The organism is Amycolatopsis sp. NPDC005961, from assembly GCF_040629235.1.
Taxonomy (GTDB): domain Bacteria; phylum Actinomycetota; class Actinomycetes; order Mycobacteriales; family Pseudonocardiaceae; genus Amycolatopsis; species Amycolatopsis camponoti.
This window is the reverse complement of sequence record NZ_JBEXVF010000025.1, coordinates 70076-95452: the sequence shown is the minus strand read 5'-3', so window position 1 is coordinate 95452 and position 25377 is coordinate 70076. Positions and strand designations below refer to the sequence as shown.

Annotated in this window: 27 protein-coding genes; 19 read left to right on the top strand and 8 right to left on the bottom strand. The window is 71.7% G+C overall.

The window, feature by feature from the left end; all coding sequences use genetic code 11:
* The first annotated feature begins 127 nt into the window (after window positions 1–127).
* Entirely contained in the window at window positions 128–409 is a 282-nt protein-coding gene (locus ABZ342_RS23355; protein WP_360476526.1) for a holin, read from the top strand.
* Here the strand turns inward: ABZ342_RS23355 and ABZ342_RS23350 are convergent.
* From ABZ342_RS23350 to ABZ342_RS23340, 3 genes are all read right to left on the bottom strand, one after another.
* Window positions 309–1457: an NAD(P)/FAD-dependent oxidoreductase gene (locus tag ABZ342_RS23350; RefSeq protein WP_360476523.1), complete on the bottom strand. Its 1149-nt coding sequence runs from the start codon at window positions 1455–1457 to the stop codon at window positions 309–311. The genes ABZ342_RS23355 and ABZ342_RS23350 overlap by 101 nt on opposite strands.
* A complete protein-coding gene (locus tag ABZ342_RS23345; protein WP_360476520.1) occupies window positions 1454–2920 on the bottom strand; it encodes a LodA/GoxA family CTQ-dependent oxidase in 1467 nt (488 codons plus the stop codon). The genes ABZ342_RS23350 and ABZ342_RS23345 overlap by 4 nt, the downstream gene beginning before the upstream one ends.
* Before the next feature lie 96 nt (window positions 2921–3016).
* Window positions 3017–5638, bottom strand: coding sequence for a CHAT domain-containing protein (locus tag ABZ342_RS23340; protein ID WP_360476517.1), 2622 nt, complete (start codon window positions 5636–5638; stop codon window positions 3017–3019).
* Window positions 5639–5873: 235 nt separating this feature from the next.
* On the opposite strand from ABZ342_RS23340, the gene ABZ342_RS23335 reads away from it, so the two are divergent.
* The 4 genes from ABZ342_RS23335 to ABZ342_RS23320 all read left to right on the top strand — a co-directional run bounded on the left by ABZ342_RS23335 (window position 5874) and on the right by ABZ342_RS23320 (window position 9075).
* Complete coding sequence (locus ABZ342_RS23335; protein WP_360476514.1) at window positions 5874–6848, top strand: S8/S53 family peptidase; 975 nt, start codon at window positions 5874–5876, stop codon at window positions 6846–6848.
* Between the two features lie 26 nt (window positions 6849–6874).
* Window positions 6875–7444, top strand: coding sequence for a sigma-70 family RNA polymerase sigma factor (locus ABZ342_RS23330; RefSeq protein WP_360476511.1), 570 nt, complete (start codon window positions 6875–6877; stop codon window positions 7442–7444).
* Between the two features lie 5 nt (window positions 7445–7449).
* Entirely contained in the window at window positions 7450–7905 is a 456-nt protein-coding gene (locus ABZ342_RS23325; protein ID WP_360476508.1) for a hypothetical protein, read from the top strand.
* 81 nt (window positions 7906–7986) lie between these two features.
* Window positions 7987–9075, top strand: a complete 1089-nt coding sequence (locus ABZ342_RS23320; RefSeq protein WP_360476505.1) for a hypothetical protein — start codon at window positions 7987–7989, stop codon at window positions 9073–9075.
* Between the two features lie 40 nt (window positions 9076–9115).
* On the opposite strand, the gene ABZ342_RS23315 is transcribed toward ABZ342_RS23320, so the two are convergent.
* A complete protein-coding gene (locus ABZ342_RS23315; protein ID WP_155549608.1) occupies window positions 9116–9679 on the bottom strand; it encodes an XRE family transcriptional regulator in 564 nt (187 codons plus the stop codon).
* Between the two features lie 69 nt (window positions 9680–9748).
* Here ABZ342_RS23315 and ABZ342_RS23310 point away from each other — a divergent pair, with 69 nt between their 5' ends.
* The 5 genes from ABZ342_RS23310 to ABZ342_RS23290 all read left to right on the top strand — a co-directional run bounded on the left by ABZ342_RS23310 (window position 9749) and on the right by ABZ342_RS23290 (window position 13172).
* Window positions 9749–10441 (top strand): AzlC family ABC transporter permease, encoded by a 693-nt coding sequence (locus ABZ342_RS23310; protein ID WP_360476502.1) that lies wholly within the window; start codon window positions 9749–9751, stop codon window positions 10439–10441.
* Window positions 10441–10761: an AzlD domain-containing protein gene (locus tag ABZ342_RS23305; RefSeq protein ID WP_155549610.1), complete on the top strand. Its 321-nt coding sequence runs from the start codon at window positions 10441–10443 to the stop codon at window positions 10759–10761. Before ABZ342_RS23310 ends, ABZ342_RS23305 begins: the two co-directional genes overlap by 1 nt.
* A 250-nt stretch (window positions 10762–11011) precedes the next feature.
* The gene (gene pdxT / locus ABZ342_RS23300) at window positions 11012–11632 is read left to right on the top strand and encodes a pyridoxal 5'-phosphate synthase glutaminase subunit PdxT (RefSeq protein WP_360476498.1); all 621 of its coding nucleotides are present in this window, start codon (window positions 11012–11014) and stop codon (window positions 11630–11632) included.
* 41 nt (window positions 11633–11673) lie between these two features.
* On the top strand, window positions 11674–12429 hold the full coding sequence (locus ABZ342_RS23295; protein ID WP_155549612.1) for a YebC/PmpR family DNA-binding transcriptional regulator: 756 nt from the start codon (window positions 11674–11676) through the stop codon (window positions 12427–12429).
* A gap of 191 nt (window positions 12430–12620) precedes the next feature.
* Window positions 12621–13172 carry a DUF4262 domain-containing protein gene (locus ABZ342_RS23290; RefSeq protein WP_196425947.1) on the top strand — a complete coding sequence of 184 codons (552 nt, stop codon included), beginning with the start codon at window positions 12621–12623 and terminating at the stop codon, window positions 13170–13172.
* On the opposite strand, the gene ABZ342_RS23285 is transcribed toward ABZ342_RS23290, so the two are convergent.
* Window positions 13169–13609: a cupin domain-containing protein gene (locus ABZ342_RS23285; protein ID WP_360476494.1), complete on the bottom strand. Its 441-nt coding sequence runs from the start codon at window positions 13607–13609 to the stop codon at window positions 13169–13171. The genes ABZ342_RS23290 and ABZ342_RS23285 overlap by 4 nt on opposite strands.
* Before the next feature lie 74 nt (window positions 13610–13683).
* On the opposite strand from ABZ342_RS23285, the gene ruvC reads away from it, so the two are divergent.
* The 8 genes from ruvC to ABZ342_RS23245 all read left to right on the top strand — a co-directional run bounded on the left by ruvC (window position 13684) and on the right by ABZ342_RS23245 (window position 22824).
* Entirely contained in the window at window positions 13684–14301 is a 618-nt protein-coding gene (gene ruvC, locus ABZ342_RS23280; RefSeq protein WP_360476491.1) for a crossover junction endodeoxyribonuclease RuvC, read from the top strand.
* Window positions 14298–14891 carry a Holliday junction branch migration protein RuvA gene (gene ruvA / locus ABZ342_RS23275; protein WP_360476487.1) on the top strand — a complete coding sequence of 198 codons (594 nt, stop codon included), beginning with the start codon at window positions 14298–14300 and terminating at the stop codon, window positions 14889–14891. Before ruvC ends, ruvA begins: the two co-directional genes overlap by 4 nt.
* Window positions 14892–14899: 8 nt before the next feature.
* Window positions 14900–15967, top strand: a complete 1068-nt coding sequence (gene ruvB, locus ABZ342_RS23270; protein ID WP_196425948.1) for a Holliday junction branch migration DNA helicase RuvB — start codon at window positions 14900–14902, stop codon at window positions 15965–15967.
* Between the two features lie 120 nt (window positions 15968–16087).
* Window positions 16088–16495 (top strand): preprotein translocase subunit YajC, encoded by a 408-nt coding sequence (gene yajC, locus ABZ342_RS23265; protein ID WP_196425949.1) that lies wholly within the window; start codon window positions 16088–16090, stop codon window positions 16493–16495.
* A 218-nt stretch (window positions 16496–16713) separates the two neighbouring features.
* A complete protein-coding gene (gene secD / locus ABZ342_RS23260) occupies window positions 16714–18525 on the top strand; it encodes a protein translocase subunit SecD (protein WP_196425950.1) in 1812 nt (603 codons plus the stop codon).
* Between the two features lies 1 nt (window position 18526).
* Window positions 18527–19756, top strand: a complete 1230-nt coding sequence (gene secF, locus ABZ342_RS23255; protein WP_360476477.1) for a protein translocase subunit SecF — start codon at window positions 18527–18529, stop codon at window positions 19754–19756.
* Window position 19757: 1 nt separating this feature from the next.
* Window positions 19758–20276 (top strand): adenine phosphoribosyltransferase, encoded by a 519-nt coding sequence (locus ABZ342_RS23250; RefSeq protein WP_360476474.1) that lies wholly within the window; start codon window positions 19758–19760, stop codon window positions 20274–20276.
* Between the two features lie 199 nt (window positions 20277–20475).
* Complete coding sequence (locus ABZ342_RS23245) at window positions 20476–22824, top strand: bifunctional (p)ppGpp synthetase/guanosine-3',5'-bis(diphosphate) 3'-pyrophosphohydrolase (protein WP_155549620.1); 2349 nt, start codon at window positions 20476–20478, stop codon at window positions 22822–22824.
* Here the strand turns inward: ABZ342_RS23245 and ABZ342_RS23240 are convergent.
* On the bottom strand, window positions 22821–24089 hold the full coding sequence (locus ABZ342_RS23240; RefSeq protein ID WP_360476470.1) for an amidohydrolase family protein: 1269 nt from the start codon (window positions 24087–24089) through the stop codon (window positions 22821–22823). The two genes, ABZ342_RS23245 and ABZ342_RS23240, sit on opposite strands and share 4 nt — an antisense overlap.
* 45 nt (window positions 24090–24134) lie before the next feature.
* Here ABZ342_RS23240 and ABZ342_RS23235 point away from each other — a divergent pair, with 45 nt between their 5' ends.
* On the top strand, window positions 24135–24557 hold the full coding sequence (locus tag ABZ342_RS23235; protein WP_155549622.1) for a MarR family winged helix-turn-helix transcriptional regulator: 423 nt from the start codon (window positions 24135–24137) through the stop codon (window positions 24555–24557).
* On the opposite strand, the gene ABZ342_RS23230 is transcribed toward ABZ342_RS23235, so the two are convergent.
* Both ABZ342_RS23230 and ABZ342_RS23225 read right to left on the bottom strand, forming a co-directional pair.
* Window positions 24554–24955: a DUF1304 domain-containing protein gene (locus tag ABZ342_RS23230; protein WP_360476466.1), complete on the bottom strand. Its 402-nt coding sequence runs from the start codon at window positions 24953–24955 to the stop codon at window positions 24554–24556. The two genes, ABZ342_RS23235 and ABZ342_RS23230, sit on opposite strands and share 4 nt — an antisense overlap.
* Window positions 24952–25368 (bottom strand): cupin domain-containing protein, encoded by a 417-nt coding sequence (locus ABZ342_RS23225; protein WP_360476463.1) that lies wholly within the window; start codon window positions 25366–25368, stop codon window positions 24952–24954. Before ABZ342_RS23225 ends, ABZ342_RS23230 begins: the two co-directional genes overlap by 4 nt.
* Window positions 25369–25377: the final 9 nt, after the last annotated feature.

Here is a 25377-nt window from a genome sequence, read left to right as displayed (position 1 = left end):
CGGGAAAATACAAAGCCCGCCGTGGTTTCCCGATTTCCGAAATGACGTCCGGGCGGTGATTTCTCCTCGCCGGGCAAGTCCGTATCACGGCCGCCGGCGGGCGCTCCGTCCTGGCGGAGGTGTCATCATGTGGACTGTCGGATTTTGGAAAGACGCGTTCGAACGGTCGGTCCGGACCGCCGCACAGGCGGGGGCGTCGATGTTCGTCGCGGCCGGGTCGGGGCTGCTCGACATGCACTGGCTCACGTTCTTCTCCACCGTGGGCACGGCGACGGTGCTGTCGCTGCTGATGTCGATCGGCGGCGTGATCAAGACTCCGGACGGGACCGCGGCCCTGTACCCGAAGAACAAGAGCGACGAGAAGCCGCCGGCGGCCGACGTGGTTCCGGCGACGTCGTCGAGTTCGTGACGCCGGGCAGGCGAGCCCGCCAGAACTCCGACCCGGGGAACCGGCGCTCCCAGCCGTAGATCTCCGAATAGCGGGCGAAGTAGTCGGCCGCCATGCCGTCGACGAGCGCGACGTAGTGCGCTCGGTCGCCGGCGGTCAAGGCGTCCGCCGCGGCCGTCGCCATGCGCAACGCGGAAGTCACCCCGCCGGACGAAAGCGGATCCGTCGCGAAGGCGGCGTCCCCGACCGCCAGCCAGCCCGGTCCGGCCGCGCCGGGCCGCAGCCGATGGCCGGCGGCGGTGACGACCCGGACGGGGCTCCCCGCCCGGCCGCGGACGAACTGCCGGACGTGGGTCGTGGCCGCCAGCGCCGCGAGCCAGCCGGCGGGCGTCGCCAGCCCGGCCCGCGCCGCGATGGGCGCGTCGGTGAAGCAGGCCACGATCCGGTGCCCGTCCGGCAGGGGCGCCGAGTACCACCAGCCGTCCGCCACGGCCTCCACGAAGGTGTCGCAGAACGGCTCGTCGCCGCGGCGGGGGACTATCCGGGCCGCGCAGACCAGCCGGTCGTGCCGGGCCGGCCGGGCGCCGAGCTCGCGGGAGATCCGGGCCGCCCGGCCGGTGGCGTCCACCACCGCGTCCGCGTGGGCGGGGATCGCCGCGTCGACGGCGAAGCCACCCACGATCCGGTGCACCCGACGGACCCGCGACGGGAACACCGTCGCGCCCGCCCGTGCCGCGGCGGTCGTGAGCATCTCGTCGAAGCGGGTCCGGTCGACGTGCCAGCCGGTGCCGTGGGGACTGAACAGGAACGACTGCGACGACACCTCGCCGGTGCCCCAAGCGCCGGACGTCCCGTACGACGGCAGCGCGCCGAGCGCGGCGAAGCCGGCTGCGACACCGAGCTCGTGCAGCACGGGGTTGACGGCGGGCGGCAGGGACTCGCCCAGCCGCGGCCGCTCGTGACCGGGGGCTGCGTACAACCCGACGTCGGCCCCCCGGCGCGCCAGCAGGAGCGCGGTCGCCGAGCCGGCCGGGCCGCCGCCGAGCACCGCGACGTCGAGGTGCTTCACCGGTTCTGCGTTTCGCCGTCGGTCTCGACGAGTCCTTCGTCCTGCCGCGTGACGAACCCCATCCTGGTCCAGCCGCCGGCCACGAACACGGGCCTGCTGTATCCCCGGTTCCACTGAACCGGCTCGGCGCCGGGCGGGGAGCCGGCCGGCACGACCTGGCCGGGCCGGGGCGCCGGCCACCAGAGCGGGTTGCAGGCGTGGAAGTCGGCCTGCCACGGCAGCGACATGCCCGCGGTCACCTCACCGGGTTCGACCCGGGCGTGGTCGAGCCGGAACGACGGCTGCCCGTTGGGCGTCTCGATCGGCCCGTACCGCGCGGGGTCGAGGAGGAGCTCCCCGGCCTCGATGCCGGGGCGGAGCGCCCCGCCGACGCAGTTTTCCAGTGCGGCCTTGTCCATTCCGTCGGGAGTGACCGCGTCGGCCACCGGTGGTCCGTCCACCCATGCCGCATCCCAGGCGGGGTCCGGTTTCCTGGCCACCCACGCCTGCATCCTCTGTTTCTGGGTCGGGGTCAGTGGCAGGTCCAGCGCGTCGCCCCGGCCGGACGCGAGCCGCGGCATGTGCCACCTTCCGTCGAGTTGCTCGACGAACCTGAGGATCTGCCCCGCGGTCTGCCCCGAGGGTGGCACGGGGTGCCGGAAGCGGTGGTGCCGCCGGGCGACCGCGGCGACCGCGCCGGAGTCGATCGCGGCCTGCAGGATGGGGTAGATGTCGTCCACATAGGACGGCGGCGCGGATTTCTGCTGCCCGGTCGCGAGCGCGTCGAACAGCGCGTCCCAGAGCCGGATCGCGTTGCCGACCGGCGGCGCGAACTTCGGGGGTGCGGAGATCACCCAGGAGCCTGCCACCGGATGCTCCGTGCCGTTGATGCGCACGGTCGCCTCGACCGGGCCGTCGGCGATGTCGTCGTACCAGTCGTCGCTGTCGTCCTGGACGGACAGCGGCGTGCCGGCGGGGGACCCGGCGGCACCGGCCCCGCCGAAGACCAGCAGCCGCCCTTCGTCGTCCAGCCGGATTTCCCCCAGCGGAACCCGCTGGGGCCGGCGCCCCCTAAGGGTGAACTCCCCGGTGTCGAACTCGGCGCGACGACGGCGCCGGTCGACGGTGCGCGGTCCGGGATCGATCACCAGGTCGCCGAGCGCGTCTCTGGAATAGCTCCGGTTCCGCGTCGAATCGGGCCGGAACAGCCGGGCGGCCGCTTTCGCGTTCACGAGGTGGACGGTCCAGGTGATCTCGACGCCGGGCCCTTCGACCAGTTCCGAGGGGACGCCGCGTTCGTCGTAGGCGAACAACCGGAACCGCGCGACCTGGCGCTTGATCCGGCCCGAGCCATCCTTGTAGGAACCGTCCTCCGGTGCCGAACGATCCCACCGCCGCTCGGGACCGATGAAATGACCTTCCGGGCTGTTCCCCACGCGCGCGATACCGATCGCCGGGTGAATGCGTACTTCGACCACGCCCATTCGATCTCACCTCGACAGAGAATCACGAGAACCGCGGTTTCGCGCCGTATCGACCTCTTGAGTCGCGGCCGGGAAAAGAACGTTACAAGAGCGATTTCAATGCCCGGCGCCGAAACAGCCGAATCCCGCGGCGGCGACGAGCGCTTCGAGCCCGTTGCCGCGCAACGACTTCTGGGCGTCCGCCAGCGCGGCCGCCGGCGCGGCGCCGTGCGCGAGCGCCCGGTGGAATTCGACCATCAGCGGCCGGGTTTCCGCGTCGGGCACGGGCACCACCGACGCGATGAGGTGGACCGTGCCCGATCCCATGAACGTGGCGCTGAGGCCGAGGAGCTCGTCCCCCGTGCACACCACCGACCGGCCACTGTCGCAGGAAGCGAGCACGACGGTCTGCGGCACCCGGTCGAGCCGTTCCAGGTCGTGCACGACGAGCGGGCCGTCGTGCAGCCGCAGGTCGGAGAACAGCGGCTGGTCCACGGCGAGCCTGCCGTGCGCGGCCAGGTGCACGGTGTCGGCCGTGCTGACGGCTTTCAGCACGGCCTCGACGGTGGCGGCTTCGCCCACGAGCGGGGTGACGCCGTGCAACGCCGCCACGGCCTGTGCTTCGTCGTGGGCGCCGGCCAGGCCGGGCCCGGCGGCGACCGCGACCGTGCCGGGGACCTCGTCGCGGCGTTCGGCGGCCGCGTGCCACAGCGTGGCCGATGGCGATACCGTAACCGGGCGCCCCGAGCAGGACGGCAGCACCGACCACGGCACGCTGTGCAGCGACCCGGTCGGCACCAGGATTAGCGGCCGGTCACCGATCTCCGGCAGCAACCCGAAGAGGGTCCGGTCCAGCACCTCCGCGGTCCGCTGCAGCAACATCAGCGCGGCGGCCCGTGACTGCGCGCTGCCGGTGCGGTGCGCGAGGCGCCGGAGGGCGAACGCCAGCCGGGCCACCCGGTCGGCGACGTCTTCGTCGGCGCCCAGCGCCCGGAGCCGCAGCCGCCCGTTGACCAGGCTCAGTGCGTGCAGCGCGCCGTCCACCTGCGCGAACTCGACGAGCGCGCGGTCGCCGAGGTCGAGGTCGCCGACCTTGACCGGGGTGGTCGGCGGCTGTCCGGGCGCGCCGGGGTAGAGCCGCGTCCGGTCCCGGATCCGGCGTTCGAGCACGGACTGCCGGTGCCGCAGTTCCGGCGCCGTGTGCCCGGGCTGGTCGATCTCCCGGACCGTCGCGCGCAGCTCGGCGAGCAGGGCGGCGAGCTCCGGGTCGTCGGGCGGGCGCACCGGCGGGTGGGCGAGCCGGCCGGCCCGGCCGCGCTCGGCCCACTCGAAGACCCGTTCCGGCGCGCCGGAACGGAGGGCGAGCCGCAGCCCGAGCTCGCTCAGGTCGCTGCGGTGCGCGGCGGAATGGGCCCGCAGGTCGGTCGCCCCAAGCGCCGCGGCGTGCTCGTCGAGGATGCGCAGCCCGGCCCGCACGGCCCGGTCCGTGGCCTGTGCGTTCCCGTCGTCCCAAGCCAGCCGGGCCCGCGCGTACCAGCCGCGCGCACGGAGCGCGGCCGGCCCGCGCCGGGCCGCGGCGCCGGCGCGGTGGAGGTGAAACCGGCTTCGCTTGGCTTCGGCCCGGGAGCCGGCCAGGATCGCGGCGGCGAGGTGGGCTTCGAGGGCCGCGGCGGGCCAGCCCGCCGAGCTCAAGGTGGCCACCATGGTCTCGGCGTCCGCACCGGAGATCGGCGTGTCGAGACCCAGCGCCAACTGGGCCCGCAGTACGCCCAGGCGCGCCAGGGCCGCCCATTCCGCGCGCTGCTGGCCGACGAAGTCCTGGTGGGCCTGGCTCGCCTGGTCCAGCGCGGTCGTCCAGTCGCGGCCGAGCGCGGCCGCCTGGGCGAGCAACAACCGCGCGGCCGGCACGAGCAGGTGCCGCTGGTCCTGTTCGAAGGCGAGGACGGCTCGCTGGGCGGCGTCGGCGGCCTCGCCCCGCGCGCCCACCGACAGCAGCAGTTCGGCCTGGTCGGAGAACACCGGGCCGAGCTGGCCGCCCAGTTCGCCGATCGCCTGCTCGGCCTGGCCGAGCCGGGCGAGCGCGGCGGGCACGTCGCCGCGCAAGGTCTCGAGGAAGCCGAGGTTCTCGTCGATGATCGCGGTGGCCAGTTTCCGGCCGAGCCGCTCGGCCAGCTCGCGGGCCTCTTCCAGGTCGGCCTCGGCGGCGGCGAAGACGTACCGCTCGGTGTGCAGGATGCCGCGGTTGACCAGCGCGCGTTGCAGGTTCAGGAGGTCCTCGCCGTCGCGCAGCAGCGAAATGGCGGACTCGTACTCGGCGTGGGCCTCGGTCAGCCTGCCGATCTGGTGCAGGATGTCGGCGCGCTGGGCGCGTGCCCTTGCGTGCCCGGCGCCGGTGAGCGAAGCGACGGCGTCGTCGATGTTCCGCACCGCGTCGTCGGGTTTTCCGCGCTGGAGCAGCGCCGCCGCGAGCGGGATCCGCGTTTCGCCGGCGAGCGACGGCGAGCCGGATTTCTCCGCGAGCTCCACAGAATTTCGCAGGTGATCGATCGCGCTGTCGACGTTCCCGCATTGCAGCAACGCGCGGCCCCACGCCCGCTCGGCGATCGAAGCCGCGGCGTCGTCACCATCGGCTTCGGCCTGGCGTTTGGCCCGTTCCGCGACCGGCGCCGCGCGACCGGCGTCGACGTCGGCGCGGCGCAACGCCTCGAGTGCCTGATCCAGGGCGGCGGTCGGGTCCATGCCTGAAAGCATGAACCGTCTTGGCGGTACCCGGAACTGTTTTTCCGATGTTGGAATCAAATGGGTGAGGGACGCCTCCGTCGAACAGGGATCGAGGACGAGCGGAAGGCAGATCATGACTGTGCAGACCGAGCTGATTGTCGACTCCCGATACGTCGAAGACGTGGGAAACAAACTGAAGGAACTCAGGGTCTGGGCGGGGGCAACGGAACCCGAGTCCGACGAAGTGCTGCAGTTGTCATTGATCAGGGACCTCGCCGGAATTCCGGAGTTCGCGACGAAGACCCGTGCGAAGTATTGGCACGAGATCTCCGCGCTCGAGCGTCGCAGCGGCCGCCGGTTCACCGATCTCGACGTGCTGTTGTACGAGGTGCGCAACCAGTTCGCGTACGAAGACGGAGCCGTTCCGGCGATCGGGAAGAACCGGGACACGCTGATCGGCTACCCGCAGCACAAGGGGGTCGGTGACCCCGACTTCGGTGACCCGATCGGCTCGCCCGGCGGCAGCTACGAATCGACGGTCGAGAACCCGGTCCGGGTCGGCATCGTGGACACACCGCTGTACTGGCACCCCGAATTCCCGAAAGGCCGGATCATCCCCGAACCCGACGTCGAGGCGGAGCCCGACCGGAAGGGCGTCTATTCGGTCTGGGCCGGGCACGCCACCTTCGTCGCCGGGCGGATCTGGCAGTGCGCGCCGCACGCGCAGATCATCGTCAAGGCCGCGCTGAACGACCGGACGGGCGACGGCACGTCCTGGGACACGGCGCGGAAGATCGCCGCGTTCCGGGACGAAGGGATCCAGGTCCTCAACCTGTCCTTCGGCACGGCGACGGCGGACGGGGAACCGCCGATGGCGCTCCGCCGGGCCATCGACGTGCTCACCGCGGCCAACAAGGACCTGCAGATCGTGGCCGCCGCGGGCAACCTCGGCCACATCGCCCGGCCGCCGTGGCAGATCTGGCCCGCGGCGATGAACGGTGTCCTCGCCGTGGGAGCGACCGGCGCGGACTTCAGCATGAAGCGGGACTGGGTCGACACCGAGGACGACGGCCTGCGGGTCAACGGCTACTACCTCGACAAGCCGGTCCGGCTGTCCGATGCGTCGGAGCAGAACTTCGAGGGCTACGCGCGGTGGAGCGGGACGTCGTTCGCCGCGGCCGCCGTCACGGGAAAGATCGCCCGCGAGCTGGCGTCCGTCAAATCCTGACCGGCCCTTCGACCCGAGGTGGTGCCATGCGGGACGACCCTGCCGTGATCGCGCTGGTCAAGCGGGCGCGCGACGGTGACAGCCGGGCCTGGGACCAGCTCGTCGAGCGGTACGCGCCGCTGGTCTGGTCGATCTGCCGCCGGTACCGGCTGTCCCCGGCCGACTGCGACGACGTCGGCGCGAGCGTGTGGCTCAGGCTCGTCGAAGGCCTGCCGTCGTTGCGTGAGCCGGCGGCGCTGCCGGGCTGGGTCGCGACCGTCACCCGCCGGGAATGCCTGCGGTTCCTGCGGGAGCAGCAGCGGACGCAGCTCGTGCCCGACGACGGCGGGCTCGCCGACGAGGCGGCTCCGGATGCCGATGCCGAGCTGCTGAAGCAGGAGCGGTTCATCGCGCTGCGCCAAGCGTTCGCCGAGCTGCCGTCCCGCTGCCGGGAGCTGCTTACCCTCCTGTTCCACGATCCGCGGCTGCCCTACGCCGAGATTTCGGAGAGACTGGACATGCCGGTCGGGGGGATCGGCCCGTCCCGCTCGCGGTGCATCGCCGCACTCCGCCGGAGCCGGGCATTGGCGTCGTTCGTCGGTCCCGAGGAAGCGTGAAGGCCATGGCGGATCACTGGAGTGGCGAGGAAGAGCTGCTCGCCGAGCTGGGCGAGGCGGTCCGTTCCGCGCGGGAGGTGCCTGCCCGGTTCGTCGAGGCGGGCAAGGCCGCGTTCTCGTGGCGCGATCTCGACGCCGAATTCGCCGCTCTTTCCTACGACTCCGTCGCCGCCGCGGGGCCGACGGGGGTGCGCGCCGATGCGGCACCCTTGCGAGCGCTCACCTTTTCCGGCCGCGACTTCACGATCGAGCTCGAGGTCGGCTCCAGCGATCTGCACGGACAGGTCGTCCCCGCGCAGCCGGGTGAGCTCGACGTCGAAACCCGGGACGGGACCGTCCTGACCGTGCCGGTCGACGACGTCGGCTGGTTCGCCGTCCGGCCCAAGCCGGCGGGACGGTTCCGGCTGCGCCTGCGCACCGGGTCGGGACACGTCGTGCTCACGGACTGGACGACGGTCTAGCCGTTCCGCCACGTATCACGGCCGCGGTTCCTCCCACCGTTCGACAACGGCGTGAACAGTGCCGGAAACGGAGGAGGAAACGTGACTGTGGAAGAGAAGAAGCACCCGGCCGAGGGGGAGAAGCGGAAAGACCGCGGTGATTGTTCCGGCTGTGGCGGCGGATGCGAGGAGCCGATCCCGGGCGAATGCGGCGGCCCGGCACCGGTTCCCTGGCTGCCCTACGACCGGGCGCAGTACTTCTACGAGGGCCGGGTGTTCGCCCTCGACCGGTTCGACCAGGGCCGGCTGGAGATCAGGATCACCTACCAGCACTCGCTCAGCCTGATCGGCAGGCAGCAGGGGCCGCTGCTGTACACGGTCACCCTGCTGCCCGGTGAATCGGTGGAGGTTTCCGAATTCGACCGGTATCGCCGGGTGCGAGCCGCGGAGCAGCGGCTGTCGGTGCATTCGTCGTTCCGGCAGACGATGAGCGCGCTGTCCGAGACCAGCAGGTTCTCGTCGGCCTCGGCGTACACGAACAGCCTGGTGGACATCCGCACGCGGGCCGACACGTCGGTCTCCGCGGGCGGCGGGCTCGCCGGCTTCTTCGGCGCACCGCAGGTACGCGGGGAATTCGGGGTCGCCACCGAGACGACTGTCGCGAGTGGAGCGTCGGTGCGGACGGCGAGTTCCCAGTTCACCCAGAACGCGATCACCGCGGCCCAGTCCACCGAGGCGGAGCGGTCGGTCGTGGTCTCCACCTTCGACGAAGCCGACAACCAGACCATGACGCGCCGGACCCTCCGCAACGAGAACCCGTGCTACGCGGTCACTTACTACGTGCGGCGGGTCTTGGAGGTGTACTCCGCGTCGAGCCGGGTCGAGTCGATCGAGTGGCGCATCGGCGACACGCCGTGGCGGTCCATCGAGGACAGGGCGGCGGAAGTCGAGCGCGCGCTGAAGGGCCTCGGCGACGTTCTGCCGCGGCCGTTCGAGGAGGCCACGGACGCCCGGCAGGTGACCCTCCCGACGGACGGCCTGCTGTACGAGGCGGAACTGGCTCACTGCTCCTCGTGCGATCCGATGCGCGAGGCGCGACTGCGGATCGAGACGGAGGAGTTCCGGATCCGGAACCGCAGGGCCTGCCTGGAGGCGGAACTGCTGACGCATCCGGCGCAGGAGCCCGCCTGACGGTCCGGCCGGGTGGTCGCGGGTGGCGGGCGGCCCGGAGCTAGATGTACTCGGAGATCTCGACGCCGTAGGTACCCGGCTCGAGGGCTTCGAAGATGTGCGGGACGTCGCCCGGGTAGGAGATGTAGTCGCCGGGGTTCAGCTCCTCCGGCGCCTCCAGGACGCCCACCCGGGCGCGTCCCGCGCACAGCACGATGTGCTCCATCACGCCGGTCATGTGCGGGTCGGACCGTCGCGGCGTGCCGGGTTCCGCCCGGATGAGGTACATGTCCCGCCGCGCGGACGGGGGACAGGCCGACAGCAGCGTGCACGCGTAGTCGGCGTGCTCGGCGAAGACGGTCGGGCCCTTGCCGGCCCGGATGACGCGGACCTTCGGCCGCTCCGGCTCCACCAGCCGGGAGAACGGCACGTCGAGGGCGACACCGAGCGCCCACAGCGTCTCGACGCTGGGGTTGCCGGTGCCGGACTCGAGCTGGGACAGCGTCGACTTGGCCAGGCCCGCCCGGCGCGCGACCTCGGTCAGGGACAAGCCCGCGCGGGTGCGTTCCCGGCGCAGGGACGCCGCGATGATCTCCAGCGGCGCGCCGGTCGTTTCCTGCGACATAGCCGTTCGCTCCATCGGTCGTTCCGTTCGCCTTGACGAACACGGGTGCCTGTGTTCACCATAGAACACATGCGTTCGATATGGCGAACACTCGATCGGGGCCTCGCCCGCGACATCGGCCTGGTCTGCCTGGCCGATTGTCTCGTGGGGGTCTCCTACGGGGCCATCGCGGTGAGCTCGGGCTTCCCGTTCTGGCTGCCGATGCTGATGTCGTTGCTGGTCTTCGCCGGCGCGTCGCAGTTCATGTTCATCGGGATCGTCGCCGCGGGCGGCAACCCGTTCGCGGCGGTGCTGGCCGGGCTGCTGGCCAACGCGCGGCACCTGCCGTTCGGCTTCGCGATCGGTGACGTCCTGGGCAAGCGGTGGCCCGCCCGGCTGGCCGGCAGCCACCTGATGATCGACGAGTCGGTGGCGTTCGCGCTGGCCCAGCGCGAGGCCGGCCGCCGCCGCGCGGCGTACTGGGCGTGCGGGATCGGGCTGTTCGCCTGCTGGAACGTCGGCGTGGTCGCCGGCGCGTTCGCGGGGACGGCGATCAGCGACACCGACGTGTTCGGTCTCGACGCGGCGTTCCCGGCGGTGCTGTTGGCCCTGGTGCTGCCGTCCCTGCGTGACCGGTCGGCCCGGCTGCCGGTGCTGGTGGGGGTGGTGGTCGCCCTGGCCGCGACGCCGTTCCTGCCCGCCGGGCTCCCGGTGCTGCTGGCGCTGACGGGCGTCGTCGTGGGTGTCCTGGCGAAGGAACCCGAACTGGCGGAGGTGCGCTGATGGACGGGGTGGAGCTGCTGGTCGGCACGGCGGTCCTGGCGCTGGGGACGTTCGCGTTCCGGTTCGCCGGCCCGGTGCTGCGCAGCCGGGTGAAGCTTTCTCCGCGCGCGGAGAAGCTGATGGCGCTGGCGGCGGTGGTGCTGCTGGCGGCGCTGGTGGCGGTGAGCGCGTTGACGGAGGGCCACGGGTTCGCCGGCTTCGCGCGGCCGGCGGGGGTGCTGGTCGCGGGGGTGCTGGCGTGGCGGAAGGCACCGTTCGTGCTGGTGGTGGTGGCCGCCGCGGCGACGGCTGCGCTGCTGAGGCTGGCCGGGGTGCCCTGACGGCTCGGCTCCGGACCGCGCCGACGTGCACAAGGAGGCATCACGCGTGACCCGGCGGGCATCACGCGTGACCCGGCGGGCATCACGCGTGACCCGGCGGGCATCACCTGTGATTGAGGGGGCATCGCGGTGATGCCCCCTGGATCACGCGTGATGCCTCTCGGCGCACGGGTGCTGACCGGGGCTGACCTGCCGGGACGGCGGCGGGGGAGTGCGTCTAGGCTGGTGGGAAGGTCTTTCGGGAGGTCGGGTGTCGTCGGAGCCGGTCATCGGTGTGCTCGCCATGCAGGGTGCCGTGCGCGAGCACGTCGCCATGCTGGCCGAAGCCGGCGCGCGGGCCGTGCCGGTGCGGCGCGCCGCCGAGCTGTCCGAAGTGGACGGTTTGGTGCTGCCCGGTGGCGAATCGACCGCGATGTCGAAGCTGCTCGAGACGTTCGAGCTGCTGGAACCGCTCAGAGCGCGGATCGCCGGTGGCATGCCCGCCTTCGGCTCGTGCGCCGGGATGATCCTGCTCGCGCGGCAGACCCTCGACGGGCGGCCGGACCAGCAGCAGCTCGGCGGGCTCGACGTCGTCGTCCGGCGCAACGCCTTCGGCAGGCAGGTCGACTCCTTCGAGGCCGACCTCGACTTCGCCGAGGTGGACGACGGGCCGGTGCACGCGGTGTTCATCCGGGCCCCGTGGGTCGAGAAGGCCGGTGACGGCGTCGAGGTGCTGGCCACGGTCAGCGGCGTGCCCGGCGTGGAGGACGACACCGCTAGGATCGTCGCGGTCCGGCAGGGGGCGGTGCTGGCGACCGCGTTCCACCCGGAGCTGACGCCCGACGTGCGGGTGCACCGGTTGTTCGTCGACCTCGTGCGACAGGCTGCTTGATACGCGGTGCCCGGCCGGGGTACGGAACAGATGGAGGAGAGATGAGCGGCCACTCCAAGTGGGCCACCACGAAGCACAAGAAGGCCAACCTCGACGCGAAGCGCGGCAAGCTCTTCGCGCGGTTGATCAAGAACATCGAGGTGGCCGCGCGGACGGGCACCGGTGGTGGCGACCCGGATGGCAACCCCACGCTCTACGACGCCATCCAGAAGGCGAAGAAGAACTCCGTCCCGCAGGACAACATCGAGCGCGCCCGCAAGCGCGGCGCCGGTGAAGAGGCGGGCGGCGCCGACTGGCAGAACATCACGTACGAGGGCTACGGCCCCAACGGCGTGGCGGTGCTGATCGAGTGCCTCACCGACAACAAGAACCGCGCCGCGATGGAGGTCCGCACCGCGCTCACGCGCAACAACGGCTCCCTCGCCGACCCGGGGTCGGTCGCCTACATGTTCACCCGCAAGGGCGTCGTGATCATGCCGAAGGGCGACGCCAGCGAGGACGACGTCCTCATGGCGGTCCTCGACGCGGGCGCCGAGGAGGTCAACGACCTCGACGAGAGCTTCGAGATCGTCTCGGAGGGCGGCGACCTGGTGCCGGTGCGCAAGGCGCTGCAGGAGGCCGGGTTCGAGTACGAGTCGGCGGAGCTGACGTTCCTCCCGTCGGTCAGCGTCCCCCTGGACGCGGACGGCGCGAAGAAGGTCTTCAAGCTGATCGACGCCCTCGAAGACTGCGACGACGTCCAGAACGTCTACGCGAACTTCGACGTGTCGGACGAGGTGCTCGCCGAAGTCGGCTGACGCCGGGTTCGGATTCGCGCGAAGGCCGCCAGGGGGCATGGTCCCCGTGGCGGCCTTCGCGCTGTCCGGCTGCGGCGAACGTCCGCGCTCGCCGAAGTCGGTCGAGTTTTCCCCGTCACCGCAACGCTTTCGGGCCCGGGCCGGAAATTTTCCGGCCCGGGCACTGGGCTCTCGCGGAGTCGTCAGGCAGAATGTGCGCCGTGACCTCGACGACCCCCGCCACCTCCGCCGACCTCGCCGCCGATCTGACGGAGGAAGAACAGCGCCTGGTCGCCTGGATCGAGGGGCAGGCCAAGGAACGCGGCAACGCGGTCATCACGGTCGCGGGCGACGACGAGGGCGCCGGCTACTGCTTCACCGCCTGCGCGTGGGCGCTGCACAACGTGCCCGAGGCCGTCGTGGTCGGGCTGCCCGACCAGATGGGCTCCGTCCTGCTCGACGCCTACGTCGACCGCGCGGCCAACGGCGAGATCTTCGAGGTCGGCAAGCGCTACGACGACTTCTTCGAAGGCGTCCCGGTCGTCCTCGAGCGCGTGCACAAGGGGCACTACCCCGAGTACTTCGGCACGGCGTTCCTCATCTACCCCGACGGCGACTTCCCGGCGCTGCAGCTGATCGTCGCGACGCCGGAGGGCAAGTTCCCGTGGCACCCGGACGCCCCCGAGGGCTTCGCCAGGTGGCAGCTGGTGCTCACCGGCAGCGGCGACCCCGAAAGCTGGACCCCCGGCGTCGACGGCCCCTAGAACTTCCGCAGGTCGGCGGCCGCTTCCGGGTAGTGCGAGGCAAGGTCCGACGCGGGCGCGAACTCCACGCAGCCGTCCGTGTAGGGCGGCACCACGACCGTGCCCAGCAGGCTCCAGGCACCGAGGGTGACCGTGGCCTGCCAGGTCCCCGCGGGCACGACGACCTGCGGCCGCTCGCCGGCCGCGACGTCGGTGCCGAGCACCGGCCGCTCGACCGAGCCGTCCGGGTGCAGCAGGAGCATCGCGGCGGGCGCGCCCGCGTGGTGGGCGTAGACCTCGACGCGGTCCAGCCGGTGCGGCGCGGAGGACTCCGGCGCGACGAGCAGGTAGTAGATCGCCGACCCCTCTTCGGAGCGCCAGCTCTGCGCCCACCGCCCGCCCTCGACGGGGAGCGGCTCGAGGCCCAGGTGGGTGACGAAATCCGACGGCTCCGGCATGTCACCCATCCTGCCGCAGGTGCGCCCAGTAGCCTGCTAGCTCGAACTGGTGTTCGCGGCGGGAAGGAAAACGGGTGCGGGTGCTCGGGGTCGACCCCGGTCTGACCAGGTGCGGCCTGGGGGTGGTCGACGGCGGCAAGGGCCGCGCTGTCCGCTGCGTCGCCGTCGGCGTCGTGCGGACGCCGCCCGACGCGGAACTGGCGCACCGGCTGCTCGGCATCTCCGACGAGGTCGAGCGGTGGATGGACAAGTACCGGCCGGAGGCCGTGGCGGTCGAGCGCGTCTTCGCCCAGCACAACGTCCGGACGGCGATGGGCACCGCGCAGGCGGGCGGGGTCGTCGCGCTGGCCGCCGCGCGCCGGGGACTGCCCGTCGTCTTCCACACGCCGAGCGAGGTGAAGGCCGCGGTCAGCGGGTCGGGCCGGGCGGACAAGGCGCAGGTCACCGCCATGGTGATGCGCCTGCTCAACCTCGAGGTCGCCCCGCACCCCGCCGACGCCGCGGACGCGCTGGCCCTGGCCATCTGCCACCTCTGGCGCGAGCCGATGCGCGCTCGGCTCGCCGAAGCCGAGGCGCGCGCGGCCGAGATGGCCCGCACCCACAAGGCCCGCCTGGCCGCGGCCGCGAAGCAGGCTTCGGCGAACAAGCAAGCCACGATGACCAAGACGAAGAAGCCTGGAGCAGCACGATGATCTCGTCGGTACGCGGGGAAGTCCTTTCGGTCGCTTTGGACCACGTCGTGGTCGAGGTCGGCGGAGTGGGCTTCGCCGTGCAGGCCACCCCGGCGACGCTGGCCACGCTGCGCCGCGGTGAGGAGGTGCGGCTGCACACCGCGCTGGTCGTGCGCGAGGACTCGCTGACGCTGTTCGGGTTCGCCGACGCCGACGCGCGGGAGCTGTTCGGCCTGCTGCAGACCGTGTCCGGGATCGGCCCGCGGCTCGCGCTCGCCACCCTCGCCGTGCTCGACCCGGACAAGCTGCGGGCCGCGCTGGTCGAAGGCAACATCACCGTGCTCACCTCGGTGCCGGGCATCGGCCGCAAGGGCGCCGAGCGGCTCACCCTCGAGCTGCGCGACAAGGTCACCGCGCTCGGCTCCGGCGACGCGCCGTCGGTCACCGCGCCCGGCGCGCTGCGGGCCGAGGTCGTCGAAGCGCTGGCCGGGCTCGGGTTCCCGGCCAAGCAGGCCGAGCAGGCCGTCGACAAGGTCCTCGCCGACGGTGACGGCCACACGACGGCGAGCGTGCTGCGGGCTTCGCTGACCACCCTCGGCCGGAAGCGGTAGGCGCGGCCGTGGAGTATGAAGCCGTGGAGGAAGACGAAGCCCTCTCGGCGTGGGCCCAGACCGGCGACGGGGACGTCGAAGGCACGCTGCGGCCCCGCAAGCTCGACGAGTTCGTCGGCCAGCCGCGCGTGCGCGAGCAGCTGGAGCTGGTGCTGGAGAGCGCGCGCCGCCGCGGCGTGCCGCCCGACCACGTCCTGCTGTCCGGGCCGCCGGGGCTCGGCAAGACGTCGATGGCGATGATCGTCGCCGCCGAGCTGGGCGCGGCCATCCGGATCACCTCCGGCCCGGCGCTCGAACGGGCCGGCGACCTCGCCGCGATGCTGTCCAACCTCGCGCCCGGCGACGTCCTGTTCATCGACGAGATCCACCGGATCGCCCGCCCCGCCGAGGAGATGCTCTACCTGGCGATGGAGGACTTCCGGGTCGACGTCGTCGTCGGCAAGGGGCCGGGCGCGACCAGCATCCCGCTGGAGATCGCGCCGTTCACGCTGGTCGGGGCGACCACGCGCTCGGGGTCGCTGACCGGGCCGCTGCGCGACCGGTTCGGCTTCACCGGCCAGATGGAGTTCTACACCGACACCGAGCTGGAGCTGGTCGTCCGCCGCGCCGCGACGATCCTCGACATCCCGATCGACCGCGACGGCTGCCAGGAGATCGCCGGCCGCTCGCGCGGCACGCCCCGGATCGCGAACCGGCTGCTGCGGCGTGTCCGCGACTACGCCGAGGTCCGCGCGGACGGCAAGGTGACGGTCGAGGTCGCCCGCGCCGCGCTGGCCGTCTACGACGTCGACGAGCTGGGCCTCGACCGGCTCGACCGGGCCGTGCTCACCGCGCTGACCAGGTCGTTCGGCGGCGGGCCGGTCGGCATCTCGACATTGGCGGTCGCGGTGGGGGAGGAAGCGACCACGGTGGAAGAGGTGTGCGAGCCCTACCTGGTGCGCGCCGGTATGCTCGCCCGCACCCCGCGGGGCCGGGTCGCCACGGCGGCCGCCTGGGAGCACCTCGGCATGGTGCCGCCCGCCGACCACCCGGGGCGCCCCGACCCGGGCGGGCTCTCGCCGTTCGAGCAGGACTGAGCGGCCGGAACCGGCGGGTGGGTGCTGGCGTCCGCGCTGGTACCTGGCACACTTGACAGGAGCACATACCCAAAAACCGGACATTTCGGCTGGGCCCGAGAGTCCGTCGAACGGAGAATCATGCAACAGCTATTGCTGCCCCTGCTGCTCGTGCTCGTCCTCGCCGTGCCGCTGGTGATGAGCACGCGCAAGCAGAAGAAGCAGCAGGCCGCGCAGCAGGACCTGCAGAGCAGCCTGTCGGCCGGTGACCGCGTGATGACCACGTCGGGTCTTTACGGCACCGTCGCCGACGCCTCCGGCGACAACACGATCGACATCGAGATCGCCCCCGGCGTCGTCACCACCTGGCTGCGGCTCGCGGTCCGCGAGAAGGTCGAGCCGGTCGTCGAGACCGAAGAGGACTCCGCCGACGAGGTCGTCGAAGCGCCCGCCGAGGAGTCGATCATCGAGTCGGGCTCGGGCATCAAGGACGACGAGCCGCAGACCACCGCTCAGGTGGCGCCGCCGTTGGAGCACGGCAAGAAGTAACCCCCGCGGCACCCTGGGCGGGCCGCGGAAACGCCCGACGAAAGTCGGTGTGGCCTCGCACGCCGGGCTCACGCAGCACCGAGTAGTGTCTCGGTGCTGCGTGCGTGTCCGCCGTCATACCCGTGCCCGGGAGTGAATCGCACACAGTCCCTCCCGGTAACCCTCCGGGCGGGCACCGCAACTTTGGGGTCCACCCCGTCCGAGGAGACCGAAGCACCGTGGCAGCTTCAGCCGGGCATCTCCGCCCGGGACGCTATCTCGCCCTGTTCGCCTTGATCGTGATCGTGCTGTACGCGCTGGTGTTCCTCACCGGCAACCACAAGCCGACCCCGAAGCTGGGCATCGACCTGCAGGGCGGCACCCGCGTCACGCTCACCGCCCGCACCCCCGACGGCGGTCAGCCGACCCGGGAGTCCCTGAACCAGGCCCGCCAGATCATCGAACGGCGCGTCAACGGGATCGGCGTCGGCGGTACCGAGGTCCTCTTGGACGGCAACAACGTCGTCATCACCGTCCCCGGCGAGCAGGGCGACCAGGCGAAGAACCTGGGCAAGACCGCGAAGCTGGGCTTCCGGAAGGTCGTCGCGAACGCGACGCAGCCGGTCGTGCCGCCGCAGGCCACGCCGCCGCCGGCCACCGGCGCGCCGACGGGAACACCGACGGGGGCCCCGAGCAGCTCGGCCCCGCCGTCCTCCGGCGCTCCGAAGGCCAGCTCCAGCGCCCCGCCGTCGAGCCCGGCCGCCGGTGGTGGCGGTGCCCCCGCCGCGGCGCCCGCGCAGCAGCAGAGCACCACGCCGGCCCCGCCGACCAGCAGCACCACGCCGCCGCCCGCGTCGAGCCAGGCTCCCGCGCCGTCGGACGGCTCGGTGGACGCGGAGACGGCGAAGGAGATCCAGGCCGCGAAGGCGCTGCGCCAGGACCCGAAGCTGATCGGCGCCGACGGCCAGCCGAACCAGGAGCTCGTCACGAAGGCGATGGCGGCGCTGACCTGCGCGCCCAACGCCAAGGACCCCCTCGAGGGCAACGACGACCCGAAGCTGCCGCTGGTCGCCTGCGGTGACCACGACACGTACAAGTACCTGCTGGAGCCGGAGTTCCTGCCGGGCACCGAGATCGCCGACGCGAACTCGGCCTACGACTCGCAGCGCGGCCAGTGGACGGTGAACCTCAGCTTCAAGAGCGAGGGCACCAAGATCTGGGCCGACTTCACGTCGAAGAACGTCAACCAGCAGGCCGCGTTCGTCCTCGACACGCAGGTCGTGTCCGCGCCGAACATCCAGGTCGCGATCCTGGACGGCAACACCCAGATCACCGGCAAGTTCACGCAGTCCGAGGCGAAGGACCTCTCGGACATCCTGAAGTACGGCTCGCTGCCGCTGTCGTTCGCTTCCTCGGACGCGACCACGGTGTCGGCGACCCTCGGCCTGGCCTCACTGCAGGCCGGCCTGATCGCCGGCGGCATCGGCCTGCTGGTGGTCTTCATCTACTGCCTGTTCTACTACCGGCTGCTCGGCGTGCTGACCATCCTTTCGCTGGTCCTGTCCGGCGCGCTGGTGTTCGCGGTGCTGGTGCTGCTCGGCCGCTGGATCGGCTACACGCTGGACCTCGCGGGCATCGCCGGCCTGATCATCGCCATCGGGATCACGGCGGACTCGTTCGTCATCTACTTCGAACGGCTCAAAGACGAGATCCGGGAGGGGCGGACGTTCCGGTCCGCGGTGCCACGCGGCTGGGTCCGCGCCCGGCGCACCATCCTGGCCTCCGACGGCGTGAGCTTCCTGGCCGCCGCCATCCTGTACATCATCGCGGTCGGCGACGTGCAGGGCTTCGCGTTCACCCTCGGCATGTCCACGGTGCTCGACCTCGTCGTCGTGTACCTGGTGACGCACCCGCTGGTGGCCATCGTGTCCACGTCGAAATCGACGTTCCTGTCCAATCCGAAGAACCTGGGGCTCGGCGCCGTGCAGCAAGTGGGTTCGCAGCGTAAGAAGTCGACCACGGTCGGCCGCGCGAACGTGAAGGAGGCCTGACGTGGGGGTCGAAGAACTGGGCACGGACGCCGACGGCGACGCCAAGGTGGCGGCCAAGCCCGGCAAGAAGGAAAGCATCTTCCACCGGCTCTACGTCGGCACGGGTGCGTTCGACGTCGTCGGCAAGCGCAAGCGCTGGTACCTCTTCTTCGGTGCGCTGGTGCTGGTGTGCCTCGCGTCGATGGTCTTCCGCGGCTTCAACATCGGCATCGAGTTCGAGGGCGGCACGCAGATCCAGATGCCCGCCACCGGCGTCCACGGCGTGATCACCGAGGACCAGGCCAAGGAGTCGTTCCAGAAGGCTCTCGGCCGCCCGGCCGCCGAGACGCAGAAGGTCGGCAGCGGAGCGTCGTCGACGATCCAGATCCGCACCGACACGCTGGACGCGGCCGATGTCGCGAAGGTCAAGCAGGGCCTGTTCCAGGACCTGGGCCCGATCGGCAGCAACAAGCAGCCGAGCGTGCAGGCCATCAGTGACAGCGCGGTGAGCGCGTCGTGGGGCGGGGAGATCTCGCAGAAGGCACTGCTCGCGCTCGCGGTGTTCCTCGTCGCGGTCGTCATCTTCCTGGCGATCTACTTCGACCCGCGGATGGCCGTGGCGGCGCTGGTTTCGCTGCTGCACGACATCCTGGTCACCGCCGGCGTGTACTCGCTGGTCGGCTTCGAGGTCACCCCGGCGACCGTGATCGGCCTGCTGACGATCCTCGGGTTCTCGCTGTACGACACGGTGGTGGTGTTCGACAAGGTCCGCGAGAACACGCGCGGCCTGCTCGGCCTGACCCGCCGTACGTACGCCGAAGCGGCGAACCTGGCGCTGAACCAGACCCTGATGCGGTCGTTCAACACGGCGTTCATCGCGCTGTTGCCGATCCTGGGCCTGCTGATCGTCGGGTACGTCCTGCTCGGCTCGGGCACGCTGCAGGACCTGGCGCTGGTGCAGCTGACCGGCACCCTGGTCGGCGTCCTGTCGTCGGTGGCCTTGGCGACGCCGCTGCTGGTCGACTTCAAGATGCGCGACCCGAAGTACGCACAGCAGGCGGAGCGCGTCCGCCAGCGTCGCGTCACCCAGGAGCGCAAGGCGGCCGCGGGCGAGGACTTCGACGCCTCGGACGACGACGCCCTGGCGAAGGAGCTGCGCAAGGAAAAGGCGTACGCGGCCGCGGCCAGCGTCCCCGCCCGGATCCAGAAGCAGCGCCCGTCCGGCAAGCCCGCGGGCAAGCGGAGGCGCTGACGTGCACCTGGACGACGCCCTCGGCCTGATCGCCGAGGTGCCGGACTTCCCCGAGCCCGGCGTGCTGTTCCGCGACCTGAGCCCGCTGTTCGCGGACGCGGGCGCGTTCAAGGCGGTGACCGACGCGCTGGCGGGCACCCTCGACGACGGCGTCGAGGCGCTCGCCGGCGTGGAGGCTCGCGGGTTCCTCCTCGCCGCGGCCGTCGGGTACGCTCGCGGCCTCGGCGTGGTGCTGATCCGCAAGCCCGGCAAGCTCCCGCAGGTGGCGGGCCGGGTGGACTACGCGCTGGAGTACGGCACGGCGACGGTCGAGCTCCCGGCGGGCGTGGTCCGGCCGGGCCAGCGCATCGCGATCCTCGACGACGTCCTGGCGACGGGCGGCACGGTCGCGGCGACGGGCAAGCTCCTGGAGGACGTGGGAGCCGTCGTCGACAGCGTGTCGGTGGTCCTGGAACTGGCGGCGCTGCGAGGCCGTGACGTGCTGGCGAACCGGAAGATCCACTCGCTCCAGGTCTGCTGACCGGGTTTCGCTTCCTCGAGGGCACCGTCGTGACCGCAAAGTCACGACGGTGCCCTCAAGACTTGCAACACGCCGGGCGAATGGGTGAACCCGCTGGTCGGAGCCCTGACATCCCCCTGAACGGGCGCACCCGAGAGGGCCGCGAGGCGCAACGGCTACCCTGGTGGTTCGAAGGCCGCACGAGCAGCAGGAGGTGCGGGTGAGCCAGGAGCTCGACGCCGCGGTGCCCCCGAAAGAGGGCGCCCCGCAGAACGGGCAGGCGGCGGCCCAGCCGCCGAGGCCGAACGGTGCGGCGCCGAACCCGTCCGCGACCCGGCGGGTCCGGGCGCGTCTCGCCCGGCGGATCACCGCGCAGCGCGCCGCCCCGGTCAAGCAGGTCCTCGAACCCCTGGCCGTCATCCACCGCGAGCTCCACCCCAACGCCGACCTCGGGCTGCTGCAGCGCGCCTACGACGTCGCCGAGGAACTGCACCGGAACCAGCGGCGCAAGTCCGGCGACCCCTACATCACCCACCCGCTCGCCGTCGCGACCATCCTCGCCGAGCTGGGCATGGACACCACGACCCTCGTCGCCGCGCTCCTGCACGACACGGTCGAGGACACCGGCTACGCCGTCGAGAGCCTGAAGGCCGACTTCGGCGAGAAGGTCGCCGAGCTCGTCGACGGCGTCACGAAGCTGGACAAGGTCAAGCTCGGCACCTCCGCCGAGGCCGAGACCATCCGCAAGATGGTCATCGCGATGGCCAAGGACCCGCGGGTGCTGGTCATCAAGCTCGCCGACCGGCTGCACAACATGCGCACCATGCGCTTCCTGCCGCCGGAGAAGCAGGCCCGCAAGGCCCGCGAAACGCTCGAAGTGCTCGCCCCGCTCGCACACCGGCTCGGCATGGCCACGGTCAAGTGGGAGCTCGAAGACCTCGCGTTCGCCATCCTGCAGCCCAAGAAGTACGACGAGATCGTGCGCCTGGTCGCCGACCGCGCGCCCTCGCGCGACATCTACCTGCGCTCGGTCATCACCGACCTGACCAGCAACCTCGTGTCGTCGCGGATCACCGCGAAGGTCGAGGGCCGGCCGAAGCACTACTACTCGATCCACCAGAAGATGATCGTCCGCGGCCGCGACCTGGACGACATCCACGACCTCGTCGGCGTCCGGATCCTGGTCGAGGACGTCCGCGACTGCTACGCCGCGATGGGTGTCGTGCACGCACTGTGGCAGCCGGTTCCCGGCCGCTTCAAGGACTACATCGCGCAGCCGCGGTTCGGCGTCTACCAGTCGTTGCACACCACGGTGATCGGCCCGGACGGCAAGCCCCTCGAGGTGCAGATCCGCACCTACGAGATGCACCGCACCGCCGAGTACGGCATCGCGGCGCACTGGCGCTACAAGGAAACCAAGGGCACGCACAACGGCAACGCCGTGGACGTCGACGAGATGGCGTGGATGCGCCAGCTCCTCGACTGGCAGCGCGAGGCGGCGGACCCGGGCGACTTCCTCGAGTCCCTGCGCTACGAGCTGGCCTCGCGCGAGATCTTCGTGTTCACGCCGAAGGGCGACGTGATCACGCTGCCGGTGGAGTCGACGCCGGTCGACTTCGCCTACGCCGTGCACACCGAGGTCGGGCACCGCTGCATCGGGGCCCGCGTCAACGGCCGCCTGGTCGCGCTGGAACGCAAGCTCGAGAACGGCGAAGTCGTCGAGATCTTCACCTCGAAGGCGGAGAACGCGGGGCCGTCGCGGGACTGGCTGCAGTTCGCCGGCTCGCCGAAGGCCCGCGCGAAGATCCGGCAGTGGTTCGCCAAGGAACGTCGCGACGAGGCGATCGAAGGCGGCAAGGAAGCCATCACCAAGGAGATCCGCAAGGTCGGCCTGCCGATCCAGCGGCTCGTCTCCGCGGAGTCGATGGGCGCCGTCGCCACCGAACTGCGCCACGCCGACATCTCGTCGTTGTACGCGGCGGTCGGCGAGGGCCACACCAGCGCGAAGCACGTCGTGCAGCGGCTGGTGGCGCTCATCGGCGGGGTCGACGCGGCGGAGGAGGAGCTCGCCGAGCGCGCGACGCCGTCCACCGTCACCCGGCGCCGCGGCTCCAACGACGTCGGCGTGGTGGTCAAGGGCGCCAGCGACGTCTGGGCCAAGCTCGCCCGCTGCTGCACCCCGGTGCCGGGCGACGAGATCCTCGGCTTCGTGACCCGCGGCGGCGGCGTTTCGGTGCACCGCACCGACTGCACGAACGCGGGCGACCTGCAGTCCCAGCCCGAGCGGCTGGTCGAGGTCGAGTGGGCGCCGTCGGCGTCCTCGGTGTTCCTGGTGGCCATCCAGGTCGAGGCGCTCGACCGGCACCGGCTGCTCTCGGACGTGACCAAGGTGCTGGCCGACGAAAAGGTCAACATCCTCTCGGCGTCGGTGACGACCTCGCGCGACCGCGTCGCGGTCAGCCGGTTCTCGTTCGAGATGGGCGACCCGAAGCACCTCGGCCACGTCCTCAAGGTGGTCCGCGGCGTGGAAGGCGTCTACGACGTCTACCGCGTGACGTCGGCTTCTTAAGGCGTCCACGAACCGTCGACCGCGACGCCGGCGGCACCGGCGATCCGGTCGCGCGACTCCAGCAGCCGGGCGCGCAGGGCCGGCAGGTCGACGCCGAGCAGCTTCCCGTCGCGCTTGACCGCCCGGCCGGCGACGAAGACGCTGTCCACCAGGCCGGGATGACCGGCGGCGACGATCGTGCGGACGGGGTCGCCGACGGGGAAGACCGAGAGGTCCTCGGCGTCGAGCAGGACGACGTCGGCGTCGCGGCCGACGGCGAGGCGGCCGCCGTTGCGCCCGCAGGCCCGGGCGCCGTCCACCGTGGCGAACTCGAGGACGTCGCGAGCCGTGACGCCGCCGCGCTCGACGGCCAGTGCCGTGCGCATGGCGCCGAACAGGTCGCCGCCGGCGGACAGGCAGTCGTCGACCGACAGCGTCGGGCGGAGGCCGGCGGCGAGCGCCCGGCCGGTCACCGGCGGCGCGAAGCCCATCTTCAGCTCGACGTCCGGGCTGACCGACACCGAACACCCCGCCTCGGCGAGCATCACGAGCTGGTCGTCGGACAGGTCGTTGCCGTGCACGACGGTCGTGCGCTCGTCGAGCAGCCCGCGGTCTCGCATCCCGGCGATCGGCCGGTCGCCGTGCGGCCAGCCGCCGGTGCCGTGGACGTGCGTGCTCACCCGCAGCCCGAGTTCCCGCGCCAGCGCGACATCCGCGGCGGTCTCGTCCATTGTGGACATCACCGGGCCGCGCAGGCCGAGTGCCATGTCGTCGCCCGGCAGCAGGGCCCGCACCCGCCGGATCTCCGGCGCGATGTCCGGCCCGTCGGCGCCGTAGCAGAAGATCGAGTGGCCGGGCGCGTCGTGCAGCCCGGCGATCGCGGCGTCGGCGTTCTCCGGGTGGAGGGCGCAGTGGAACCAGTCGAGCATGGTCGTGACGCCGGAGTTCAGCGCTTCGAGGCGGCCGAGGAGATTGCCCAGGTAGACGTCGTCGGTCCGGTAGTGCGGTTTGAGCGTGCCGTGCGCGCCGACGCGGTACTGGTCGAACGTCCAGTCCGCGCCGAGGCCGCGGAACGCCGTCTGCCAGGTGTGCCGGTGCGTGTCGACGAACCCGGGCAGCACGATCTTCCCCGTCGCGTCGACGATCTCGGCGTCGGCGATCTCGGTGTCGAGCGTGGCGCCGATGGCGGCGATCCGGCCGTCCTCGATGAGCACGTCGCCACGGGGAAGGTCCCCGAGCGCCGGATCCATGCTGACCACCATGCCGCCGCGCAGCAGTGTCTTCATCGGTCTCCTCCAAGAGTTGACGCGTCAACTCTGTATGCTACTCCCATGTTGGAGCCGGCGGAGTGGGCGTTCTGGGACACCTGGATGCGCGCGCAGCGGCTGCTCGCCCGGGAGCTCGACCGAGGCCTGCAGCGCGACTGCGGCATTTCGAAGGCCGAGTTCAGCGTCCTGATGACGCTGCGGAAGCCGATGCGCGTCGGCGAACTGGCCGACGCGCTCGACTGGGAGAAGAGCCGCGTCGCACACCTGCTGACCCGGATGGAGAACCGCGGCCTGGTGGCGCGGACCGAGGACGGCGCGACCGGCCGTCGCACCGGCGTCGAGCTGACCGCCGAAGGACGCCGGACCGCGGAGAGCGCCACCCGGGCTCACGGCGCCAACATCCGCCGGCTCGTCCTCGACCGCCTCGCGCCCGAGCAGGCCGCGGCCATCCGGGCCTGGAGCGAGCAGCTGATCGAGCCCGGCTAGAACAGCGCCGCGACCAGGGCGACGAGTGGCGGTACGGCCTGCGCGAGCGCGCCGCCGCGGCCGCTGCCCCGGGGACGGCTGAGCGCGAGCAGGTCGGACACGCCGAGGGCGACCCCGGCCAGCGCCATGAACGCGCAGCAGTAGAGCACCAGCGCACGCCCGGCATCGACGTCGCCCGTGTGCAGCAGGACCAGCCCGGTGATCGGGCCGGCGGCCAGGAACAGGTTGTAGAACCCGACGTTGAACGACCACAGCCGGGTGGCCGGCAGGTTCTCCGTCGGGATGCGGAAGATTTCCCGGTGCACGCCCGGCCGTTCGAACAGCACGACCTCCCACGTGAACGCGAGCAGGTGCACGAGCGCCGCGATCCCGGCGAAGACCTGGACGACGGCGTTCACGGCCGCACCAGCTCGACGCCGTGCCGGCTCGCGACTTCCGGGACCTGGTCCGGCGCGGCCCGGTCGACGTCGCGGAAGAAGCGCCCCATCGCGGCGGTGAGGCTGACGGCGAGGAACTGCGCCGACGGCGTGTGCACGGTGAAGGTGTTGAGCGCGCCCGCCGGGATGCTGATCGACGCGCCGGGGCCGAGGTCGTGCAGCTCGCCGTCGACGTAGACCGTGATGCGCCCGTGCAGCACGTAGAAGCTCTTCGCCCACGGCTCGGCGTGCGGCGGGACCGACGGCCCGCGGGACGCGTCGACCTCGAACAGCTCGTAGGCGCCGCCGGTGTGCTCGGCGTCCACCTTGACGGTGATCCTCGCGTCCTTCGCATCGAGTTCCGGGCCTTCGCCCGGCGCACTGAAATGGGTCATGCCGCCGAG

Excerpts from the sequence above, each read along its gene's own strand:
- ABZ342_RS23310 (WP_360476502.1), top strand. The coding sequence starts at position 9,749 with ATGCGTTCGATATGGCGAACACTCGATCGGGGCCTCGCCCGCGACATC.
- ABZ342_RS23290 (WP_196425947.1), top strand. The coding sequence starts at position 12,621 with ATGTGCGCCGTGACCTCGACGACCCCCGCCACCTCCGCCGACCTCGCC.
- ABZ342_RS23355 (WP_360476526.1), top strand. The coding sequence starts at position 128 with ATGTGGACTGTCGGATTTTGGAAAGACGCGTTCGAACGGTCGGTCCGG.
- ABZ342_RS23235 (WP_155549622.1), top strand. The coding sequence starts at position 24,135 with ATGTTGGAGCCGGCGGAGTGGGCGTTCTGGGACACCTGGATGCGCGCG.
- ABZ342_RS23340 (WP_360476517.1), bottom strand. The coding sequence starts at position 5,638 with ATGGACCCGACCGCCGCCCTGGATCAGGCACTCGAGGCGTTGCGCCGC.
- ABZ342_RS23285 (WP_360476494.1), bottom strand. The coding sequence starts at position 13,609 with ATGCCGGAGCCGTCGGATTTCGTCACCCACCTGGGCCTCGAGCCGCTC.
- yajC (WP_196425949.1), top strand. The coding sequence starts at position 16,088 with ATGCAACAGCTATTGCTGCCCCTGCTGCTCGTGCTCGTCCTCGCCGTG.
- ABZ342_RS23325 (WP_360476508.1), top strand. The coding sequence starts at position 7,450 with ATGGCGGATCACTGGAGTGGCGAGGAAGAGCTGCTCGCCGAGCTGGGC.
- ABZ342_RS23315 (WP_155549608.1), bottom strand. The coding sequence starts at position 9,679 with ATGTCGCAGGAAACGACCGGCGCGCCGCTGGAGATCATCGCGGCGTCC.
- ABZ342_RS23240 (WP_360476470.1), bottom strand. The coding sequence starts at position 24,089 with ATGAAGACACTGCTGCGCGGCGGCATGGTGGTCAGCATGGATCCGGCG.
- ABZ342_RS23345 (WP_360476520.1), bottom strand. The coding sequence starts at position 2,920 with ATGGGCGTGGTCGAAGTACGCATTCACCCGGCGATCGGTATCGCGCGC.
- ABZ342_RS23225 (WP_360476463.1), bottom strand. The coding sequence starts at position 25,368 with ATGACCCATTTCAGTGCGCCGGGCGAAGGCCCGGAACTCGATGCGAAG.
- ruvA (WP_360476487.1), top strand. The coding sequence starts at position 14,298 with ATGATCTCGTCGGTACGCGGGGAAGTCCTTTCGGTCGCTTTGGACCAC.
- ABZ342_RS23330 (WP_360476511.1), top strand. The coding sequence starts at position 6,875 with ATGCGGGACGACCCTGCCGTGATCGCGCTGGTCAAGCGGGCGCGCGAC.
- ABZ342_RS23295 (WP_155549612.1), top strand. The coding sequence starts at position 11,674 with ATGAGCGGCCACTCCAAGTGGGCCACCACGAAGCACAAGAAGGCCAAC.
- ABZ342_RS23305 (WP_155549610.1), top strand. The coding sequence starts at position 10,441 with ATGGACGGGGTGGAGCTGCTGGTCGGCACGGCGGTCCTGGCGCTGGGG.